Below are 20,247 nucleotides of genomic sequence, written 5' to 3'. Positions count from 1 at the left end.
ATATAGACTTACACCGTCCAAAAGAAAACATATTTCAGAGGATATAGAAAAGACATCTACTTTATTCTATTTATAGTAAAAGTAGATGTCTTTTCTTTATATACCAAAAACGCTCCTACTAATGCAAAATATTAAACACTAATTCGCGAAGAATATCTCCATCTGTCATTGAACTGTTCTTTACTCCCTTTGACTTTGCATCCGCATATCGTATTTCACCAACGATTTGCATTGTCTTTACACCAGTATATTTTCTCATAGCAGCTATATAATCTTTAGCCTGCCAAGTCGTTTTCAGTCCTAACATATTAGCAACTCCCTGCTCTGATTTATCAGGCGCATAATATGCCAACATCAGATTAGAATAGAAGTTGAACAACAGTGACAAAGTCATCTGTATTGGATTCGTTTTCGGGTTTTCCTCAAAATATTTTATTATCTTATTTGCTTTAAGGATATCCTTTTCAACAAGTGCGCTCCGCAATTCAAAGTTATTATAATCCTTGCTTATACCGATATTCCTTTCTATCTGCTCAGGTGTTACACGTCTCTGACCAGCAGGTAAAGTGATGATTAGCTTTTCCAATTCCCCCGTCAGTCGGCTCAAATCAGAACCTACAAAATCAGCCAACATGGCTGTTGCCTTAGGTTCCATATCCACACCTTTACGCTTCATATAAGAAGATATGAAAGCAGGAAGTTGGGCCTCTTTTATTTTTTTCGATTCAAACAATACGCCCACCTTTTCAATTTCGGCTGCTAACTTCTTTCTACGATCCAACGTACCATGCTTATGGCATATTACCAGAATAGTAGACAGGAGTGGTTTTTGAAGATAATAAGACAACTCTTCCATATTGCGGATTACCTGCGCCTCCTTTACCACTACCACCTGATGTTCAGACATCATCGGATAACGCTTTGCTGCATTTATGACAGTAGCCACATCTGCATCGGCACCATATACCACGGTTAGATTGAACTCCTTCTCCGTTTCATTCAACACATTATTTGTTATATAATCCGCAATCAGGTCGATATAATACGATTCTTCCCCCATCAAATAATAGACAGGACGATATTGTTTAGCACCCAACTCCTTGAGAATATCATCACACGTCAGTTCTTGTTTTGCCATAATATCTTTCAAGACCGGGAATTACCAGTCAAATTTCAAGTGTTTTACAGTTTTCTTTTCATCAATAATCATGCGCAAAGAGGCAATACCTATTTCCACATGTTCTTCCACATAATTTTTGGTAACCAGGCTATCGCTCTTGTCTGTTTTCACCCCATCCGGAGTCATCGGTTGATCGGAAACCAACAGCAATGCACCGGTAGGAATATGATTGGCAAAGCCACAACTAAACAATGTTGCCGTTTCCATATCAACTGCCATTGCGCGAGTCTTTTTCAGATACTCCTTGAATGTATCATCATGTTCCCAAATACGACGATTCGTAGTATAAACAGTTCCTGTCCAATAGTCACGTCCATAGTCACGAATCGATGAAGAAACGGCACGCTGCAACATAAATGCAGGCAACGCCGGAACCTCAGGTGGAAAATAGTCATTGGAAGTTCCCTCGCCACGAATTGCCGCAATGGGAAGAATCAAATCTCCAAGATGATTCTTCTTGTCGATACCACCGCATTTACCAAGAAACAGACAGGCCTTCGGGCGGATAGCACCCAGCAAATCCATAATAATGGCGGCATTAGGACTCCCCATGCCAAAATTAATCATTGTAATTCCTCCGGCACTGGCAGAAATCATATTAGCATCCCTACCCAATATTGGAACATCAAATTGATTGGCGAAAATCTCTACATACTTGTTGAAGTTAGTCAACAGTATATACTCTCCAAAATCCTCCAAGTTACGTTTTGTGTAACGTGGCAGCCAATTAGCTACGATTTCTTCTTTTGTTTTCATAATTTCATTAAATTTGCGGTTCCAAATAAAGGAACCCGTTATTTAACTTACAAAAATAATAAATGTTATCGTTAAACCTACCAGTATTCGACACTAAAATAAACGTACGAAACGGAAAAAATGTAATTTTTGACGTAATTCGCAAACGATATGTCGCCCTTACTCCCGAAGAATGGGTACGGCAACACTTTGTACACTTTCTTATTGCACACAAAGGATACCCATCCGCTCTATTAGCTAACGAAGTAATGGTAAAGCTGAACGGTACAACTAAAAGATGCGATACAGTACTCTACCGGAGAGACCTCTCCGCCCGGATGATTGTGGAGTATAAAGCTCCCCATGTAGAAATCACGCAAGCCGTTTTCGATCAGATTACCCGATACAATATGGTACTGAAAGTAGATTACCTGATTGTCAGCAACGGAATGCAGCACTATTGCTGCCGCATGGATTATGAAAATCAGAGCTATACTTTTCTGAGAGATATTCCGGACTATGCTTCTTTATAAATCGATCATTACATGAAACCTACGGGATGATTATATCATCCCGCCACCTTCTTTTTCCCACCGAATTTTTCTTGCAATTTCTGCATCAGCTCATAGAAATTAGGTACATAAACCGTAGCCAGCAACGTATTCATTGCCATACCGAATACCACTGCAGCCCCCAGTGCGATACGACTTTCCGCACCTGCACCGGTAGCAAACAGCAACGGCATTACTCCCAAAACGAAAGCAAATGATGTCATTAAGATCGGTCGCAGACGAACATGTCCCGCTTCAAATGCCGCATCACGGATCGAATTCCCCTCAGCGCGGAAATCACGGGCAAACTCCACAATCAGAATTCCGTTCTTTGCCGAAAGCGCAATCAACAGGATAATACCAATCTGCGTATAAATACTTACCGGAGTCCCCATTATCAGACAACCGATCATCGCTCCCAACAATGCTACCGGCAAACCAATAACCGCCGCTACCGGACTGGTCCAACTTTCGTACTGCGCAGCCAACACTAGAAATGCGACAATCAAAGCCATGACCAGAACAATGGTCGTTGTATTCCCAGCCTGCGTTTCCTGGTATGCAACAGAAGTCCATTCATACCCGAATTCATCACCTAACTGTTCCTTGAACAAAGCCTCCATCTCTTGAATAGCCTGCCCCGTACTGCTTCCCGGAGCCACATTGCAGGTCAAAGCCGCAGTAGAATACATATTATACCGGTTAATCTGATCTTGCCCCAACTGTTCTTCTACTTTAGTAAAAGAAGAGAAAGGTACCATCTCTCCCGCAGAATTCGGCACACTCAATTTCAGCACATCATCGATCACCCTTTGCGCCTGATCACGCGCCTCGATCTTCACCTGATAGATACGTCCGAACTCTACAAAATCATTCACATACGCCGCTCCCATATAATATCCTAACGTAGAAAAGACATCATTCAAGGCAATACCCATAAATTGAACTTTATCCCGATCGATATTCAAAAAATACTGCGGTACATTTGCTTGATACTGGCTGGATATAGAAGCCAGAGCAGGTTTGGTATGGTAAGAAGCCAATAAAGCATCGATAGCCTGCTGCATCTCCGTAGATCCCAGGTTTTTCCTATCCTCTACCTGAAGCTGCAGACCTCCCGAAGCCCCTAATCCTGGAATAGCCGGTGGAACCATAGCAAACACCTGCCCGGCTTGGATTGTCATATACGCCTCACCGTTGAAACGGTTGACTACAGCGGCAGCCGTGTGCTCCTTCCCTTTCCTTTCGTTCCAGTTTTTCAGTACGACAAAATAAGTAGCCGAATTACTCTGCTCACCACCTCCCATAACGGAAAAACCAGTAATACCTATATAGTTCTGTACCTCAGGATACGAATCAAGTATGGCATTAATTTGATTTCCAACCGCTTGTGTACGCTCCAGACTGGCAGCAGGAGGCAATTGAACCACAGCAATGAAATATCCGTCATCTTCATCGGGAACGAACGTAGAAGGCCAGCGCATAAATAGAAGAACAGCAATAACTGTCAAAATGGCATAAGAAATAAAACTAAATCCCGGTCGTTTAAGCAGCCATTTAACGATTCCGTCATATACTCCCTGCGTTTTATCATAAGCCTTATTGAATCCCCGATAGATAAAAAATTTGGAAGGTTTGCTCTTTTCGAGAAAAAGCGCGCAAAGCGCAGGTGTCAACGTCAATGAATTAAAACCGCTCAACACGGTCGAAGCAGCAATAGTCAACGCAAACTGCTTATATAGCTGACCGGAAATTCCACTAATCAACATAGTAGGAACAAATACGGCAAGCAACACAAGAACCACACCGACAATAGGACCGGTAATCTCTCCCATCGCTTTTGTCACTGCTTCGCGAGGCGAATATTGTCCGGTTTCCAGTAACCTCGAAGCGTTCTCCACCACCACTATCGCATCATCCACCACAATGGCGATTGCCAAAATCAATCCGAACAACGTCAATGTATTGATAGAGAAGCCAAATGCCGCCATCACAGCAAGAGTACCAATCAAAGAGACCGGAATGGTGAGACAAGGAATAATAACCGCCCTCCAATTCTGAAGGAACAAGAAAATAACAAGCACCACCAGCAAAGTAGTCTCAAAGAACGTCACCATCACCTCATCAATGGAAGCATGAATCACATCCGTTGTATCCAACGTAACGTTATAAGTAACACCTGACGGAAAGTTCGCTCCCAATTCCTCCATTTTGGCTTTCACCCCTTTCGATACATCCAATGAGTTGGATCCCGGTTGCTGATAAATAGCAATGGCAGCCGTAGGTTTCCCATTCAGCCGGGATACCACTCCATAAGAAGCAGAACCCAGATCAATTCGTGCAATATCTTTCAGGTGAAGCATTGCTCCGTCCTTTTCCGTACGGATGATGATATTGCCAAACTGTTCCGGTGAGGTAAGTCTCCCCTGCACATTCAACGTATACTGAAACGCATTCTTATTATCCTGTCCGATAGGTTGACCGATATACCCGGCAGAAACCTCTACGTTCTGCGCCTGAATGGCCTGATAGACTTGCTGCGGTGAAATATTGCGAATCCGCATAGCTTCAGGATCCAGCCAGACACGCATAGAATAATCTCCGGCTCCCATGACATTTACCGCACCGACTCCCGGCACACGGGTTAACTGGTCGACAAGATTTAATTTCGCATAGTTGGTAAGGTACAAACTGTTATAGACAGAATCCTGCGAAGCCATTGTCAAGAACATAACGATGTTCGAAGATTGTTTCTGTACAGTCACTCCTTGCACCACCACCGGTTCCGGAAGTGATGATTGCGCGATACTCACCCTGTTTTGCACTTGCACAGTTGCCATGTCAATATCCGTTCCAACGGCAAAAGTGATAGTCAGAGAGTATGCTCCCGAAGATGAAGAGTTGGAAGACATATAAAGCATACCATCTACTCCATTCACCTGCTGTTCGATAGGAATACCTACCGTTTGGGCTACCGTCTCGGCATTTGCACCCGGATAAACGGCCGATACTTGTACCGTCGGTGGTGTAATCTCCGGAAATTGCGCTACCGGCAATATATTTAGTGTCACCAGACCGGCTACCACAATAAGCAGTGCAAGCACCGTAGCGAAGATCGGTCGGTTTATGAAAAATTTAGAAAACATAGATCTATAAGTTTAGGATTAATACTTGAAATGAAAGAACTACTCTTTAAGGTACAGGCTTTACCTTCATTCCATCTCTGACTTTCATCAGAGCTTCCGTGACATACCGCTCTTGAGGAGAAATGCCCTCCAATACCTGACGCAGGGTATCACCCATTAACTGCCCCACCTCAATATGACGGTAACGAACTACGTTCGAGTCATTTACGACATACAGAAATTTACCTAACTGATCCGTTCCTATAGAAGCTTCCTTCACCAATACAGCATTTGAGGCTTCGCCATAAGGAAGAGTTATACTCACATACAACCCGCTTTTCAGAAGCCCTTTCGGATTATCAAAATTAGCGCGTACCATCAATGTTCCCGTACTCATATCCACATTCGGGGATAAATAATCCAACACGGCAGGATAAGACTCCGTTCCATCCTTACCCAATTGTACCATAATCTTTTGCGGCAGGTTCTTTGCCGATTGATTGTCATTCATCGCCATGCCCAACCACTGATTGTCCGCTACATTAAAATACGCATACATCTGATTATCCTTATAGATAGTAGCCAAAGTAACGGGCTGTAAAGATCCGCCCACATAACTCCCTATGTCCACAGTCGATTTCGTGATAGTCCCGTCAAACGGAGCACGCACATAACAATATCCCAGATTCGTATGCGCCGTACTCAAAGCGGCTTCCGCATTATTCACAGCCGCGATCCCTTCTGTCACATTGGCTTCCGACTGTAGCAGTTGTATCTGACTCACCGCATCACTTTTGATAGCCTCTTTCATACGGCTGTAATTACTGCGTGCGTACTCCAGCTGCGCCTGAGCTGTTTGCAGATCCGCTTTCGCCTGTTCCACCTTATCCTTATATAATGTAGGCTCGATGACAAAAAGTAACTGTCCTTTCTTTACCCTTCCTCCCGGAGTATAGGAGGTGGACTGCAAAGTCCCGTTTACTCTGGCCACAAGATTTACCGTTTGCTCCGTTGTCAGGTATCCCGGGTAATCTTTCGTCAGAGTAATGTCCTTCACTACCGGTTTAGTCACGCTAATTTCAGGAGTAGGCATTCCTCCCATTGCTCCTGTGCTTTTCTTCTCCTTGCATCCTGTCAATATGGGCAGCGCAAGAAAGATATACATTAGTTTTTTCATATCCGTTCGGTTATATTTTTTTATTAGATTCTTTTTTATTCTCTCCAGCCTCCGCCCAATGCTTTATAAAGGGTTATCAGTTGCAATAATGAACTGCCTTCCGCTTGCACCAGCTGATTCTCATAAGATAGCAGAGAACGTTGGGCGTCGAGCACATTCTGGAACGGTGAAAGCCCCTGTTTATAAAGTTCTAAAGAAAGTTTCAACGTCTCCACACCTTGATTGCGCACCTCCCTCAACGCCACAATCTGCTTGATGGAATTACGATAAGCATTCATCGCATTATCCGTTTCCTGTACAGCAGTCAGAACCGTTTGATTAAATTGATTGATCGTTTCGTCCAATTGAACTTTTGCCAGTCTGGTGGCATTTACCAATTGTCCTCCACTGAAGATTGTCCAACTCAATGCCGGAGCAATCTCATAAGTCATACTTTTACTCTTCACCAGATCCTTTAAATCGCGGGCAGCATAGCCAAACGAACCTTTCAGAAAAACTTTCGGCAACCAGTCGGCCTTAGAAGCTCCGAGTAATGCTGCCTGCGCATTCACATTCCGTTCCGCACTCCGCACATCGGGTCTTCTCAATAATAAATCGACAGGCATACCCACTCCGATCGGTTCCATATAATCGGGTAAAATCCCCACCGTTTCCAGCACTGGGCGAATCTCCTGAGGATACATTCCAAGCAAAACGGCCAGTGTCGTGATATATTGGTTGATACCTGCTTCCAATTGTGGAATGGAAGCTCTCGTGCTATACAAAACCGACTTAGCCTGTGCCACGTCCAACTTAGCCACAAGTCCGGTGTTATAACGTACTTCCGTGATTTTCAGCACTTCTTCCTGCGAGGCGACATTCTTCTTCACCACCTCAAGCTGCTGCTGAAATTCCCGTAGATTGATATAAGCTGAGGCCACCTCGGCCGCCATAGAAATCATCACCCCCGTATACTCCTCTTTACTTGCAGCAAAATTCTCTTTCTGCGCTTTCACACGCTTACGGATACTGCCGAATACATCCACTTCCCAACTCATACTGAGTGATGCGCCATAATAATGTTCCGTAGATTGAGGAGCGGCACTGATATTACCGCTTGTCTCCTCGCGAGTCCATCCGGCATTCAATCCGACAGAAGGGAAAAAGTTACTGCGCTCCATCCAGAGATTGGCACGGGCAGCAGATATGCGGTTAATAGCCATCGCAACAGAGAAATTGCGGTCTACCGCCAAAGTGATCAGAGAATCCAGCTTGGTGTCTCGGAAAGATTTCCACCAATAATCATCCACAGGAAGCGTCTGTTGAAATACTTGTCCACTCTCCTCCCATTCATCAGGAAGAGGCGCCTTCAGGTAACAGTTTGCAGTTTGCCCAACCGCAGATACAGTAGAAAGAAACATAAAGAGCGATATGCCCCACATTCGTATATTCATATCAGTTCAGGTTTTTATGAAATGATATGATAACAACCAAAGGTTTGGTTTGTTTATTTTGGGTATGTTAAGAAAGGGAGATAAAAAAAGCCCCGCATGATGCGGAGCTTTGAAATATATAATCAAAAAGCGGTAGATTATTCTGCACTTTTTCTTCTGATCGCTCTTTTGGTTGTTGGTGCGGGAGCTTCTTCAGCCTTATGTTCAATCTGTACACCAGCCAATTCCGGGTCAATCATGATACGTCCGCAATATTCGCAAACGATCACCTTCTTACGAGAGCGAATATCCAATTGTCTCTGAGGCGGAATCTTGTTAAAGCAACCACCGCACGCGTCACGTTGTACATATACGATACCCAGTCCGTTACGAGAATTTTTACGTATACGTTTGAATGACTGCAATAGACGCGGCTCAATTTTAGTTTCCAGATCTTTGGCTTTGTCTCTCAACTTTTCTTCTTCCTGCTTGGTTTCAGAGATAATCTCATCCAACTCGCCCTTCTTCTGTTCAAGGTCTTTTTTTCTTTCATCCAAGACCTGTTCGTTTTTCACAACTTCACCCTCTTTCTCTTCTTTGTCTGCAGAATACTCCTTGATTCTCTTCTCACAAAGCTCGATCTCCAACGTCTGGAATTCAATTTCTTTTGTCAAGAAGTCATATTCACGGTTGTTGCGAACATTGTCTTGCTGTGACTTATATTTTTCAACCGAAGCCTTAGCCGTTTCAATCTCTACCTTCTTACCGGCAATAGCAGCTTTCAATTCATCTACTTCAGCTTTAATCTTATCGATACGAGTACTCAAACCGGCAATCTCATCTTCAAGGTCTTGCACTTCCAACGGAAGTTCACCTCTCAATGTTTTGATCTCGTCAATCTTAGACAACATAGTTTGCAGCTGGAACAGTGTCTTCAGTTTCTGTTCTACCGTCAACTCATTCGGATCTTTTTTTGCTTCTCTAGCCATTTTACTTATAAATATTTTATGGGATTCGTATTTATTTTACTCGATTGGAGTGCAAAATTTGGAAATAAATCCCGGATTATAGAATAAAAAATTTCTTTTGTATATTGTTCGCTTTCATAATGACCGATTTCCGCCATCAGAATATCGCCCTCATGACCAAAATAATCATGATATTTAATTTCACCCGTGATAAAGACATCCGCACCTGCCCGAATGGCCTGTGGAAGCAAAAAAGCTCCTGCGCCACCACACAACGCTACTTTCTGTATCTCCCTGCCTGTCAGTCTATTATGACGGACACAGCCTACCTCAAAAGTTTTCTTTATACGTTTCAGGAATTCAAGCTCTGTTTCAGGTTCATCCAATTCGCCCACAATACCCGCACCTGCCTGCGTCAAGTCGTCTTGCAGGCTGTTCTCTTTCGGTTCGAGCACTTGCAGATTCTTCAAACCTATTTTTTCAGCTATCTTATAGTTAACTCCCCCGTATGCATTATCCAGATTAGTATGCGCTGAATAGATCACAATATCATTCTTTATTGCCTTCAGTATGCAACGTTCCACATAATCTTTGCCCGTAATGGATTTATAGCCTTTGAAAATGAGCGGATGATGTGATATAACGAGATTGTACCCCAATGCGATAGCTTCATCCAGCACTGCTTCGGTAACGTCAAGACACAACAAAGCCCCTGTTGCTTCCACTTCTGTCAATCCGATTTGCAGGCCGACATTATCAAATCCGTCTTGCAATGGCAGAGGCGCGAATCGTTCAAGGGCGCTTACTATTTCCTTAATTTTCATTATTGATAGAAAATTTGGTCGCAAAGATAATAAATTAAATAGTTATGCGCATAACTTCCTCATCGTTTTTTTCGTGTGACTGTCATTTCTTGGATTCTTTAGTCACTTCCAACAGTTTTCCGTACGCATCGAACGAACGTCGTGAAGCCAATGAGATAGTAATCATCAACGACAACATGGATGCGGCGAAAGTAATCACCATAATCATCATTTGATATTTGATAGCGACATTCGGGCTGCTTCCCCCCAGAATCTGCCCGATCATCGTACCGGGAAAAGCAACCAGCCCCATGACCGCGATATTCGCAATCAAAGGACTGAAAGATTTAATAATGGCCTGCCGGATAAATGGAGCTTGGGCTTCCTGCCTTGTAGCCCCATTCCCCAATAAATACCGATACAATTGTTGTTCACGTTTCAGCCCGCTATAATAGGTATTCAAAGCGATAACATTGCTTGACAACATATTCCCCATCAGAATGCCGAATATCGGAATAAAATATTGGGCGCTAAAAATATTATCCAATTGAAGGACAACCCCGATAAAGTAAAGCCCTATTAACACAACACTACAGAAAAAGCCGACCGTAACGGGGATTAACAGAATACTTCGTTTCAACTGGGTACGTACCAATGCGGTTTGTCCGGCTACAAATATCATAACGACCACCCAAAGGAAATTAATAAAAGGATTATTCCATAAAAAGAGGTATTTCAGATACATACCGATAAGAAACAGTTGGATAATCATCCGTAATGTGCCAATCACAGCAGGTTTTAGCAGTCCTGTCTTGAATTTCCACAGATAAAAGAATGGAATGGCAAGCAGAAGCAAACCTACAAGAAGATTATAATATGATATGTCAATCGTTCCCACTATATAGTTTAGTATTCCATCTGGTTCTTAATTATAGTTCTATTACATAATGACATCCCGCTGCAAAGTCTTTGTCGTGAGATACCGCCAACACTGCCGCCCCTCTTTCTGCCTGCCGCCGAAAAAAAGACAATACTTTATCAGTCGCCCCCGCATCCAATGCAGACGTCGGTTCGTCAATGATAATCAACGGTTTATTAAGCATTGCAGCCACAGCCAATGTTATACGCTGGCGCTGTCCGCCGGATACCTCATTCACTCTCTTTACATATAATTCGTGTTCCAAGCCCAATTCGTCAAAACAAGCGTATAATCTCTCCTCCGAAAAGGGAACGGAACGATTCACTTTCAGCTCAAACGGAAGGGTAACCATATCTTTCACCCACTCAAACGGAAGTGCCAATTCTTGGGGAATCCATGCAATCTGTCGCCGGACGACATCTATGGTCGATATATCCAGCAACGTCCCTCCCACTTGAATGGTCCCTTCTCTTAACGGCACAAATCCCATCACCGCATTCAACAATGAAGTTTTTCCGCAACCGGACTGCCCCACGATACAAGCGGTTTCTCCCTGTTCCAGATTCAGATTAAAACCGGAGAAAAGCACTTCTGCCCCAAAAGCAATACAGGCATTATTGATATGCAACATGACTCATCTTTCTAAAATTCTCATCAAAAGTACATAAAAAAACACGACTTATGAATATAAAACCCCAATAATATCGCTAGTTATATATTTTGCTGTCTATAGAAGTAGGTTTACTATACCATTATTATCACATTTCTCAGCCATTCCGGAAAGCAATAAGAGTTGAAGCGCACACACCTTACATTTCATACAAAAGCTAACGGTAATTCATGTATCTATTAGCATACAATATATTGTATATCAACCAGTTTGTCACATTATCAAATAAACATTCAAACCGTTCTACTCTAGTGAACAGATCTGTTTACTAGAGTAGACAGCACTGTTCACTAGAGTGCACGAAACCGTTCACTATAGTGGAACGATTGAAATGCAAGCTAAATAATCCATCAATGATGGCTAAATAATCCGTCAATGGCGGCTAGATAATCCAACAATATAAGTAGCTTCACCTATAAACAACCGTTAGATTGTAATGAGAGATATATGAGAAATGCATGAGAGATGCATGAAAACAAAACATCTCTCATTGCAGTATATTGCTGATAATATGAACATTACATCAAATTTATGAGAGATATGAGAGATGAAAAAATAGATCTCTAGTAGTGCAGAATTCCCTAGGATTCATCAAATCCAAAATGCGACACTATTTCCTTTTATATCAGTGGCTTTTTCAATAACCTCTATTATTTAAACAAAGCACTTATACATCTCTTCGAATAAAATATTATCTTTGCCTGACTAATTAATTCTAGAAAAGTTATGATACTAAACGAAAGAGACGCTCGCCATGAGCACATACTGCAAGCAGCACGCCAGATAATGACCGCCGCACGCACTGCCCCCAAAGGAAAAGGGATAGATATTATTGAAGTGGCGCTAATTACTGATGAAGAAATCAAGCAATTATCGGACACTATGATAAAGATGGTGGAAGAACATGGAATGAAATTTTTTCTACGGGATGCAGACAACATACTAAATGCCGAATGCGTTATATTAATAGGAACGCGCGAGCAAGCACAGGGACTGAATTGCGGTCATTGCGGATTCTCAACTTGTGCCGGACGTACAGAAGGTGTTCCATGTGCCCTGAATAGTATTGACGTGGGTATTGCGATAGGTTCTGCCTGCGCAACAGCAGCCGATCTGCGTGTAGACACACGGGTAATGTTCTCTGCCGGACTTGCAGCACAACGTCTGAACTGGCTGAAAGACTGCAAAATGGTAATGGCAATTCCGGTAAGCGCATCATCAAAAAATCCGTTCTTCGACCGGAAGCCAAAACAGGAGAACAAAGATTGATATCATACTCGCAAAAAAGAAATGGATATAAATAACTAAATAGAAAAGTCTGATGGGAATCATGGTTGGATTGCCCAGCCCTAGCGGCTCGGAGAAAGATTTGCAATTAAACTTCGGTAAAAATATGACCGTACAGGTAGAAATGAGAGCACCTTATCTGCCTGCCGAATGGCATACGCAAAGCGGCATACAACTGACGTGGCCGCACGCTGGTACGGATTGGGCATATATGCTGGAAGAAGTACAGCAATGTTTCATAAATATCGCCCAAGAAATAGCAAAACGGGAACTGTTACTAATCGTCACCCCCGAACCTGAAAAGGTGAAGCAACAAATAACTGCTACCGTCAATATGAACAATGTACGCTTTCTGCAATGTGCCACCAACGACACTTGGGCACGTGACCACGGAGCTATAACCATGATTGACACAGGTACTCCCTCATTGCTAGACTTCGCATTTAACGGCTGGGGACTAAAATATGCTTCCGAACTGGACAATCAAATCACTAGGCAAGCTGTAGAAACCGGAGCTTTAAACGGCCAATACGTCAACCGGCTTGATTTCATACTCGAGGGCGGCTCTATCGAGAGCGATGGAATGGGCACACTGCTCACCACTTCCGAATGTCTGCTCTCTTCCAACCGTAATGAGCGTCTTAACCAAGTAGAGATAGAAGATTATTTAAAATCGGTTTTCCATCTCCAGCAAGTCCTTTGGTTGGATCACGGCTACCTCGCAGGCGACGATACTGACAGTCATATTGATACTTTAGCCCGTTTCTGCTCTACCGACACCATCGCCTACGTGAAATGTGAAGACAAAGAGGACGAGCATTATGGAGCGCTACACGCTATGGAAGAACAATTAAAAACATTCCGCACATTGGCCGGAGCTCCCTATCGTCTGTTAGCTTTACCTATGGCGGACAAGATAGAAGAAGATGGAGAGCGTCTTCCCGCCACATACGCTAATTTTCTGATTTTAAATGACGCCATCCTCTACCCGACTTACAATCAGCCGCAAAATGACAAGAAAGCAGGTGAAGTGTTGCAACAAGCATTTCCGGGACGGCAAATAGTCGGAATAGATTGTCGAGCCCTAATCAAACAGCATGGTTCTTTGCATTGCGTCACCATGCAATATCCAACAGGAGTTATAAAATAAATAATTATTCATCATGAGAAAAATAAAAGTCGGACTTATCCAACAGTCTAACACTTCGGACATTCGTGTCAATCTAATGAATCTCGCCAAAAGCATAGAAGCGTGTGCTGCGCACGGCGCACAGTTAATCGTGCTTCAGGAATTGCACAATTCGCTTTACTTCTGCCAGACAGAAAATACAAACCTATTCGACCTAGCAGAAACGATTCCCGGACCTTCCACCGGATTTTACTCGGAATTGGCGGCAGCCAATAAGGTAGTTCTTGTAACTTCCCTCTTCGAGAAACGCGCACCGGGACTTTATCACAATACAGCCGTTGTCTTCGATCGTGACGGAAGCATCGCCGGTAAATATCGGAAAATGCACATTCCCGACGATCCTGCATATTACGAAAAGTTTTATTTTACTCCCGGAGATATAGGTTTCGAACCGATCCAGACTTCTTTAGGAAAACTGGGAGTCTTGGTATGCTGGGATCAATGGTATCCGGAAGCTGCCCGCCTGATGACACTGAAAGGCGCCGAACTTCTAATCTATCCTACAGCTATCGGCTGGGAAAGTAGCGACACGGATGACGAGAAAGCGCGTCAACTCAACGCCTGGATTATCTCACAACGTGCTCATGCCGTTGCTAACGGTCTTCCTGTTATTTCCGTCAATCGTGTAGGTCATGAGCCCGATCCTTCCGGACAGACAAATGGTATCTTATTTTGGGGAAACAGTTTCGTTGCGGGTCCGCAAGGGGAATTTCTCGCACAGGCCGGAAATGACCGCCCGGAGAATATGGTAGTGGAAATTGATATGGAACGTTCTGAGAATGTACGTCGCTGGTGGCCATTCCTGCGCGATCGTCGCATCGACGAATACGAGGGACTGACTAAGCGATTTTATTGAAAAGTCAGTTTCTTATTAGCCATGAAGTTGACACCTCCGTAAATAAACAATCCCAAGAATTGTGCGAGGTATTCATTCACGTCTAATCCTTCAACCAATAAAACAAGAAACAGGAATTGTGCCGTGTAGGCCAGACCAAAAGCAGAACAAAAGAGCAGTATCTGTTTCCAGATACTGTTCTTTTTGTTTTCTATAGGGAATATCCAGTATTTACACCAAACGAAGTTATGGATTTGAGCAATCAGATACGCTGTTATATTAGCCACTATATAGTCACCGTTGAATGATATTTCCTTCATCATCAACCATACAACCAATGCCATTATCAAGGCATTCATCGTACCGATTACCATAAAACGAAATATACGTACCGATTCTTTCACTCCCACCCTTTGCTTCACTCTTTGATATCAACAATCAAATTCAGTTCGTCAAGTTGAGTCTGGTCAATTGCAGATGGCGCATCCAGCATCACATCACGTCCGGAATTGTTCTTCGGGAACGCGATACAGTCACGGATAGAGTCCAGACCGGCAAATAAAGACACCCAACGATCAAGCCCGTATGCAAGACCACCGTGAGGCGGTGCACCATACTTAAAGGCATTCATCAGGAAGCCGAACTGCGCTTCCGCCTTTTCCGGAGTAAAGCCCAGAATCTCAAACATCTTGGCTTGTAGTTTCGCATCGTGAATACGGATAGAACCTCCACCTACTTCGACACCATTGACTACCATATCGTATGCATCAGCACGCACTGCGGCCGGGTCAGTATCCAACAATGGAATATCTTCATCTTTCGGATGTGTGAAAGGATGATGCATTGCCATCAGACGACCTTCTTCCTCGCTCCATTCAAACATCGGGAAGTCAATCACCCAAAGACAAACGAATTTATTCTTGTCACGCAAGCCCAATTGAGAACCCATTTCCAAACGAAGTTCACAAAGTTGCTTACGGGTTTTCATGGCATCGTCACCGGAAAGAATTAAAATCAAGTCACCCGGCTTAGCTCCGAACGCTTCCTTCATTTTCTGAAGTACCTCTTGCGTATAGAACTTGTCTACGCTTGATTTCACCGTACCATCCGCTTCTATACGGGCATAGACCATACCTTTTGCGCCGATCTGAGGTTTCTTTACAAACTCAGTCAACGCATCCAACTGTTTACGGGTATAAGTCGCAGCACCTTCCGCACAGATACCACCGATATATGCAGCATTATCAAATACGGAGAATCCATGTCCTTTCATGATGTCCATCAATTCGACGAACTTCATGCCGAAACGCAAATCCGGTTTATCGCTACCATAATATTTCATGGCATCAGCCCAAGCCATTCTAGGGAACGGTTCGGTCAGTTCCACACCGCGAAGAGTCTTAAACAGATGTTTAGCCATCCCTTCGAAAGTAGTAATAATATCTTCTTGCTCAACAAAGCTCATTTCACAGTCAATCTGCGTAAACTCCGGTTGACGGTCGGCGCGCAGATCTTCATCGCGGAAACATTTCGCAATCTGGAAATAACGGTCGAACCCGGATACCATCAACAATTGCTTCAATGTCTGCGGAGATTGCGGAAGTGCATAGAATTGTCCCGGATTCATACGTGAAGGAACAACAAAGTCACGCGCTCCTTCCGGAGTAGAACCGATCAGAACCGGTGTTTCCACTTCGATAAAACCAAGGCTATCAAGATATTTGCGGACTTCGATAGTCATTTTATGACGTAATTCCAAATTGGAACGAACGGCATTACGACGCAAATCCAAATAGCGGTATTTCATACGGATATCATCACCGCCATCCGTATTGTCTTCAATAGTGAACGGAGGAGTCATGGCCGTGTTCAGCACATTCAGTTCGGAAACAATGATTTCAATGTCTCCGGTAGGAATATTTGCATTCTTGCTGAAACGTTCATTCACCGTTCCGGTGATTTGAATAACGAACTCACGTCCCAACTTATTGGCACGCTCACAGAGTTCTGCATTGATTTCTTCGTTAAATACTAATTGAGTAATTCCATAACGGTCGCGGAGGTCGATGAAGGTCATTCCTCCCATTTTGCGACTACGCTGTACCCATCCGGACAGCGTCACTTGCTTATTTGCATCAGAGATTCTCAGTTCTCCACATGTGTGTGTTCTGAACATATATTTTTTTTATTAAACGATTATCCACTCGCGTTTTTATTTTGGCTGAACCAAAACTCCGCAAAAGTACGCAATAATTTGTAATTCGTAATTAGTTATCCATTATTTTATCAGACTTTCTTCGTCAGCTTTTTCAAGATTTTCTTGTTTTTGTCTGTTATATTGTCAACAATAGCTTCATTCATCAATTTAATTCCATTCATATATTCTTGTGCTCTCTGAAGTACATTGGCCGCATCCTTCTCCGATGCGCGTGGCACTACTACGCGCAATCCTCTTTGAATCAACCTGATATCCACATCAGCGTCCGTCTCCATAGGATCTCCGTCAAAATGCACCACTCCGGGAGTAGCCCGACGAATACACAGCCGCCTACATCGGAAAGTCTTGATGCGGCTATTCTGGTCAATCGTCTTATTAAACAGTTGAAAAGCAAGCGAAGGCACGTCCAATACGGTAAACGGCTCGAGAATGGTCACATCCAGCAAACCATCCGTCAGCGTGGCTTGCGGAGCAATGTAGGCATTGTTTCCATATTGCGACGCATTTCCACAGGCAATAAGAAAGGCTTTATATTTGGATACTCCATTTTCAGTTTCCAGTTCGTATGTCTCCGGCTGGTATTTAAGGCTTTCTTGCAGCGTCTTTTCCAAATAAGTCAGCAACCCACGCTTACCGGCATGTGCAAACTTCAGACTGACAAACGCATCGAATCCGACACCACAGGTACAGAAAAAATCCGTTCCGTTGATCTTACCATAATCTATAATATCCGTGCAGCCTTCATTGAGCACTTCCAATGCCTTCTTCGGTTCCATAGGTATATGCAAGTGACGTGCAAGTCCGTTTCCTGACCCACAAGGAATAATTCCCAAAGCAGTATCAGTATGCACTAATGAACGAGCTATTTCATTGATTGTCCCGTCTCCTCCGATAGCTACCACCATATCCGTTTTTTCTTCCGCAGCTTGGGCAGCTATCTCTACCGCATGACCGGCTCTCTCCGTATACACTACTTCCCAAGAGTATTTCGTCTTGTCTATTTTTTCATCCAACAAACTAAGAATCAATTCTTTACTTTGTGTTCCCGAAATAGGATTGACGACGAATTTTATTTTTTTCATATTATCGTTCATGCTATTCTTGTCGATTGTAGACGACAAAAGTAATATAAATATCTCAAATTTTAATCTATTAGAGGTTTCGAATCGCATAGGAGCAACTTTTTTCTCTTAAAAAGAACATATGAAAGCAAAAATTGTTATCTTTGCCCCCTGTTTTAAACACTTGTTAAGATAAAAGTATATTTGATCGTCAGTGAACGATCTGAGTATGAGCATAATAAATTATAATTCAATGGGATTATTACAAGAGAAGTTAGCTAAGTACGACTTGCCACAACAATTTATGGCAAAGGGCGTTTACCCATATTTCCGTGAGATTGAAGGAAAACAGGGTACAGAGGTAGAAATGGGCGGACACGAAGTGCTGATGTTCGGTTCCAATGCATACACTGGCCTTACGGGAGATGAAAGAGTGATTGAAGCCGGTATCAAAGCTATGCACAAATATGGTTCCGGTTGCGCAGGGTCACGCTTTCTGAACGGTACACTTGACCTGCATGTTCAATTGGAGAAAGAGTTGGCCGCTTTTGTCGGAAAGGACGAAGCTCTCTGTTTTTCTACCGGTTTTACAGTAAACTCAGGTGTTATTCCGGCTTTGACCGACCGTAACGATTATATCATCTGTGACGACCGCGACCACGCCTCTATCGTAGATGGCCGTCGCCTCTCCTTCTCACAGCAATTGAAATACAAACACAATGATATGGCGGATTTGGAAAAACAACTTCAAAAGTGTAATCCGGATTCAGTGAAGCTGATTATAGTGGACGGTGTGTTCTCTATGGAAGGCGACTTGGCAAACCTGCCCGAAATCGTACGTTTGAAACATAAATACAATGCGACCATCATGGTAGACGAAGCACATGGCTTGGGAGTATTCGGAAAACAGGGACGTGGTGTTTGTGACCATTTCGGTCTGACTCACGAAGTTGACCTAATCATGGGTACTTTCAGTAAATCATTGGCTTCTATCGGTGGATTCATCGCTGCTGACTCCTCTATTATTAATTGGTTACGCCATAACGCACGTACATATATATTCAGTGCATCCAACACTCCGGCCGCTACCGCGTCCGCTTTGGAGGCTCTCCACATCATCCAGAATGAACCGGAAAGACTCGAAGCCTTGTGGGAAGCTACCAATTATGCTTTGAAACGTTTCCGTGAAGCCGGTTTTGAGATTGGCGCAACAGAGTCACCTATCATCCCTCTTTACGTACGCGATACGGAAAAGACATTCATGGTAACCAAACTGGCTTTCGACGAAGGTGTATTTATCAATCCGGTTATTCCGCCCGCATGTGCTCCACAAGACACATTGGTACGTGTGGCTTTGATGGCTACCCATACAAAAGAACAGATTGACCGTGCTGTAGAGAAATTAGTAAAAGCATTCAAGGCTTTAGACCTCTTATAATCAGCACTCGAAATCATAAATAAAAAGCAGAGGATGAACTCATCCTCTGCTTCCCAAGCTGTTCGTATCAGGATTTAATTCCCTGACAGCATCTTTTACCACCCTTTGAGTCGGATTCCTATAAGTTTCTGTCTGTTGTACAGGAACAATCTCATTCAGCATTCTCTCATATCCCTTCTGTTCCAACAAAGGCATTTCTTTCTCATCTACCTTCTTTTGATTTTTAGTCTTCATATATCTCCTTATTTTTATTTCTTATCTTAAGAACAGAAAATGATAAAAGATAGTTCATTGTTACACCAAATTATATCACTCTATAATATCTCTGATTTCTAACAAGAAAAAAAGTACAGGTACAAGAGTATGATATTCAATGAATTGAGAATTAATCAATAAAAAACATTCGTTTGCCTATTGTTAATTAAAAAATACTCCCTATCTTTGCACCGCTTTTGAAAAGAACAACCCTTCAAAAAGTAGCGGGGTGTAGCGCAGTCCGGTTAGCGCACCTGCTTTGGGAGCAGGGGGTCGTGGGTTCGAATCCCGCTACCCCGACTACAAAAAAGAGGGTTATTAAGTTCAAAGTTTTTCGGGGTGTAGCGCAGTCCGGTTAGCGCACCTGCTTTGGGAGCAGGGGGTCGTGGGTTCGAATCCCGCTACCCCGACGAAAGAGACAAAT

Annotated in this window: 18 protein-coding genes and 2 tRNA genes; 7 read left to right on the top strand and 13 right to left on the bottom strand. The window is 43.2% G+C overall.

What is annotated here, in order from left to right:
• Positions 1–118 precede the first annotated feature (118 nt).
• Together holA and BACFIN_RS09705 are read right to left on the bottom strand one after the other, a co-directional pair.
• Positions 119–1,138: a DNA polymerase III subunit delta gene (gene holA, locus BACFIN_RS09700; RefSeq protein ID WP_007753417.1), complete on the bottom strand. Its 1,020-nt coding sequence runs from the start codon at positions 1,136–1,138 to the stop codon at positions 119–121.
• A 21-nt stretch (positions 1,139–1,159) separates the two neighbouring features.
• Entirely contained in the window at positions 1,160–1,936 is a 777-nt protein-coding gene (locus BACFIN_RS09705) for an AMP nucleosidase (protein ID WP_007753413.1), read from the bottom strand.
• A gap of 62 nt (positions 1,937–1,998) precedes the next feature.
• Here BACFIN_RS09705 and BACFIN_RS09710 point away from each other — a divergent pair, with 62 nt between their 5' ends.
• A complete protein-coding gene (locus tag BACFIN_RS09710) occupies positions 1,999–2,448 on the top strand; it encodes a type I restriction enzyme HsdR N-terminal domain-containing protein (protein WP_007753411.1) in 450 nt (149 codons plus the stop codon).
• 35 nt (positions 2,449–2,483) lie between these two features.
• Here BACFIN_RS09710 and BACFIN_RS09715 read toward each other — a convergent pair whose 3' ends face one another.
• From BACFIN_RS09715 to BACFIN_RS09745, 7 genes are all read right to left on the bottom strand, one after another.
• Positions 2,484–5,612 carry an efflux RND transporter permease subunit gene (locus BACFIN_RS09715; RefSeq protein ID WP_007753409.1) on the bottom strand — a complete coding sequence of 1,043 codons (3,129 nt, stop codon included), beginning with the start codon at positions 5,610–5,612 and terminating at the stop codon, positions 2,484–2,486.
• A gap of 46 nt (positions 5,613–5,658) precedes the next feature.
• Positions 5,659–6,768, bottom strand: a complete 1,110-nt coding sequence (locus BACFIN_RS09720) for an efflux RND transporter periplasmic adaptor subunit (RefSeq protein WP_007753407.1) — start codon at positions 6,766–6,768, stop codon at positions 5,659–5,661.
• A gap of 35 nt (positions 6,769–6,803) precedes the next feature.
• The gene (locus BACFIN_RS09725) at positions 6,804–8,201 is read right to left on the bottom strand and encodes an efflux transporter outer membrane subunit (RefSeq protein WP_007753399.1); all 1,398 of its coding nucleotides are present in this window, start codon (positions 8,199–8,201) and stop codon (positions 6,804–6,806) included.
• 137 nt (positions 8,202–8,338) lie between these two features.
• Positions 8,339–9,169, bottom strand: a complete 831-nt coding sequence (locus tag BACFIN_RS09730; RefSeq protein ID WP_007753396.1) for a zinc ribbon domain-containing protein — start codon at positions 9,167–9,169, stop codon at positions 8,339–8,341.
• Positions 9,170–9,174: 5 nt separating this feature from the next.
• Positions 9,175–9,972 carry a Nif3-like dinuclear metal center hexameric protein gene (locus BACFIN_RS09735; RefSeq protein WP_007753394.1) on the bottom strand — a complete coding sequence of 266 codons (798 nt, stop codon included), beginning with the start codon at positions 9,970–9,972 and terminating at the stop codon, positions 9,175–9,177.
• 82 nt (positions 9,973–10,054) lie between these two features.
• Entirely contained in the window at positions 10,055–10,849 is a 795-nt protein-coding gene (locus BACFIN_RS09740; RefSeq protein WP_007753393.1) for an ABC transporter permease, read from the bottom strand.
• 31 nt (positions 10,850–10,880) lie between these two features.
• On the bottom strand, positions 10,881–11,501 hold the full coding sequence (locus tag BACFIN_RS09745) for an ABC transporter ATP-binding protein (RefSeq protein ID WP_007753391.1): 621 nt from the start codon (positions 11,499–11,501) through the stop codon (positions 10,881–10,883).
• A gap of 765 nt (positions 11,502–12,266) precedes the next feature.
• Here BACFIN_RS09745 and BACFIN_RS09750 point away from each other — a divergent pair.
• The 3 genes from BACFIN_RS09750 to BACFIN_RS09760 are packed head-to-tail and all read left to right on the top strand — an operon-like array spanning position 12,267 to position 14,872.
• On the top strand, positions 12,267–12,809 hold the full coding sequence (locus BACFIN_RS09750) for a ferredoxin domain-containing protein (RefSeq protein WP_007753389.1): 543 nt from the start codon (positions 12,267–12,269) through the stop codon (positions 12,807–12,809).
• Between the two features lie 52 nt (positions 12,810–12,861).
• Positions 12,862–13,977, top strand: a complete 1,116-nt coding sequence (locus BACFIN_RS09755) for an agmatine deiminase family protein (protein ID WP_007753387.1) — start codon at positions 12,862–12,864, stop codon at positions 13,975–13,977.
• A 13-nt stretch (positions 13,978–13,990) separates the two neighbouring features.
• A complete protein-coding gene (locus tag BACFIN_RS09760) occupies positions 13,991–14,872 on the top strand; it encodes a carbon-nitrogen hydrolase (RefSeq protein WP_007753383.1) in 882 nt (293 codons plus the stop codon).
• Here BACFIN_RS09760 and BACFIN_RS09765 read toward each other — a convergent pair.
• The 3 genes from BACFIN_RS09765 to BACFIN_RS09775 form a co-directional block, all read right to left on the bottom strand.
• On the bottom strand, positions 14,866–15,255 hold the full coding sequence (locus BACFIN_RS09765) for a GtrA family protein (RefSeq protein WP_032839592.1): 390 nt from the start codon (positions 15,253–15,255) through the stop codon (positions 14,866–14,868). The two genes, BACFIN_RS09760 and BACFIN_RS09765, sit on opposite strands and share 7 nt — an antisense overlap.
• A 14-nt stretch (positions 15,256–15,269) precedes the next feature.
• The gene (gene aspS / locus BACFIN_RS09770; RefSeq protein WP_007753377.1) at positions 15,270–17,027 is read right to left on the bottom strand and encodes an aspartate--tRNA ligase; all 1,758 of its coding nucleotides are present in this window, start codon (positions 17,025–17,027) and stop codon (positions 15,270–15,272) included.
• A 110-nt stretch (positions 17,028–17,137) separates the two neighbouring features.
• Complete coding sequence (locus BACFIN_RS09775; protein WP_017142787.1) at positions 17,138–18,163, bottom strand: diacylglycerol/lipid kinase family protein; 1,026 nt, start codon at positions 18,161–18,163, stop codon at positions 17,138–17,140.
• Between the two features lie 220 nt (positions 18,164–18,383).
• Between BACFIN_RS09775 and spt the strand changes: the two genes are divergently transcribed.
• On the top strand, positions 18,384–19,568 hold the full coding sequence (gene spt / locus BACFIN_RS09780) for a serine palmitoyltransferase (RefSeq protein WP_007753371.1): 1,185 nt from the start codon (positions 18,384–18,386) through the stop codon (positions 19,566–19,568).
• A gap of 39 nt (positions 19,569–19,607) precedes the next feature.
• Here the strand turns inward: spt and BACFIN_RS09785 are convergent, their stop codons facing one another.
• Positions 19,608–19,802, bottom strand: a complete 195-nt coding sequence (locus BACFIN_RS09785) for a hypothetical protein (protein WP_007753369.1) — start codon at positions 19,800–19,802, stop codon at positions 19,608–19,610.
• Between the two features lie 246 nt (positions 19,803–20,048).
• Here BACFIN_RS09785 and BACFIN_RS09790 point away from each other — a divergent pair.
• A tRNA-Pro gene (locus tag BACFIN_RS09790) sits at positions 20,049–20,123 on the top strand.
• Positions 20,124–20,158: 35 nt separating this feature from the next.
• Positions 20,159–20,233 (top strand) — tRNA-Pro (locus BACFIN_RS09795).
• Positions 20,234–20,247 lie beyond the last annotated feature (14 nt).

The organism is Bacteroides finegoldii DSM 17565 (assembly GCF_000156195.1).
Classification (GTDB): Bacteria; Bacteroidota; Bacteroidia; order Bacteroidales; family Bacteroidaceae; genus Bacteroides; species Bacteroides finegoldii.
The sequence above is the reverse complement of the archived record's forward strand: the minus strand, read 5'-3'. Positions and strand labels throughout refer to the sequence as shown.

Bases quoted from the DNA above. Each gene is read 5' to 3' on its own strand.
- BACFIN_RS09785 (WP_007753369.1), bottom strand. From the start codon at position 19,802: ATGAAGACTAAAAATCAAAAGAAGGTAGATGAGAAAGAAATGCCTTTG.
- BACFIN_RS09710 (WP_007753411.1), top strand. From the start codon at position 1,999: ATGTTATCGTTAAACCTACCAGTATTCGACACTAAAATAAACGTACGA.
- BACFIN_RS09725 (WP_007753399.1), bottom strand. From the start codon at position 8,201: ATGAATATACGAATGTGGGGCATATCGCTCTTTATGTTTCTTTCTACT.
- BACFIN_RS09760 (WP_007753383.1), top strand. From the start codon at position 13,991: ATGAGAAAAATAAAAGTCGGACTTATCCAACAGTCTAACACTTCGGAC.
- spt (WP_007753371.1), top strand. From the start codon at position 18,384: ATGGGATTATTACAAGAGAAGTTAGCTAAGTACGACTTGCCACAACAA.
- BACFIN_RS09750 (WP_007753389.1), top strand. From the start codon at position 12,267: ATGATACTAAACGAAAGAGACGCTCGCCATGAGCACATACTGCAAGCA.
- aspS (WP_007753377.1), bottom strand. From the start codon at position 17,027: ATGTTCAGAACACACACATGTGGAGAACTGAGAATCTCTGATGCAAAT.
- BACFIN_RS09735 (WP_007753394.1), bottom strand. From the start codon at position 9,972: ATGAAAATTAAGGAAATAGTAAGCGCCCTTGAACGATTCGCGCCTCTG.
- BACFIN_RS09755 (WP_007753387.1), top strand. From the start codon at position 12,862: ATGGGAATCATGGTTGGATTGCCCAGCCCTAGCGGCTCGGAGAAAGAT.
- BACFIN_RS09720 (WP_007753407.1), bottom strand. From the start codon at position 6,768: ATGAAAAAACTAATGTATATCTTTCTTGCGCTGCCCATATTGACAGGA.
- holA (WP_007753417.1), bottom strand. From the start codon at position 1,138: ATGGCAAAACAAGAACTGACGTGTGATGATATTCTCAAGGAGTTGGGT.
- BACFIN_RS09745 (WP_007753391.1), bottom strand. From the start codon at position 11,501: ATGTTGCATATCAATAATGCCTGTATTGCTTTTGGGGCAGAAGTGCTT.
- BACFIN_RS09775 (WP_017142787.1), bottom strand. From the start codon at position 18,163: ATGAACGATAATATGAAAAAAATAAAATTCGTCGTCAATCCTATTTCG.
- BACFIN_RS09715 (WP_007753409.1), bottom strand. From the start codon at position 5,612: ATGTTTTCTAAATTTTTCATAAACCGACCGATCTTCGCTACGGTGCTT.
- BACFIN_RS09705 (WP_007753413.1), bottom strand. From the start codon at position 1,936: ATGAAAACAAAAGAAGAAATCGTAGCTAATTGGCTGCCACGTTACACA.
- BACFIN_RS09730 (WP_007753396.1), bottom strand. From the start codon at position 9,169: ATGGCTAGAGAAGCAAAAAAAGATCCGAATGAGTTGACGGTAGAACAG.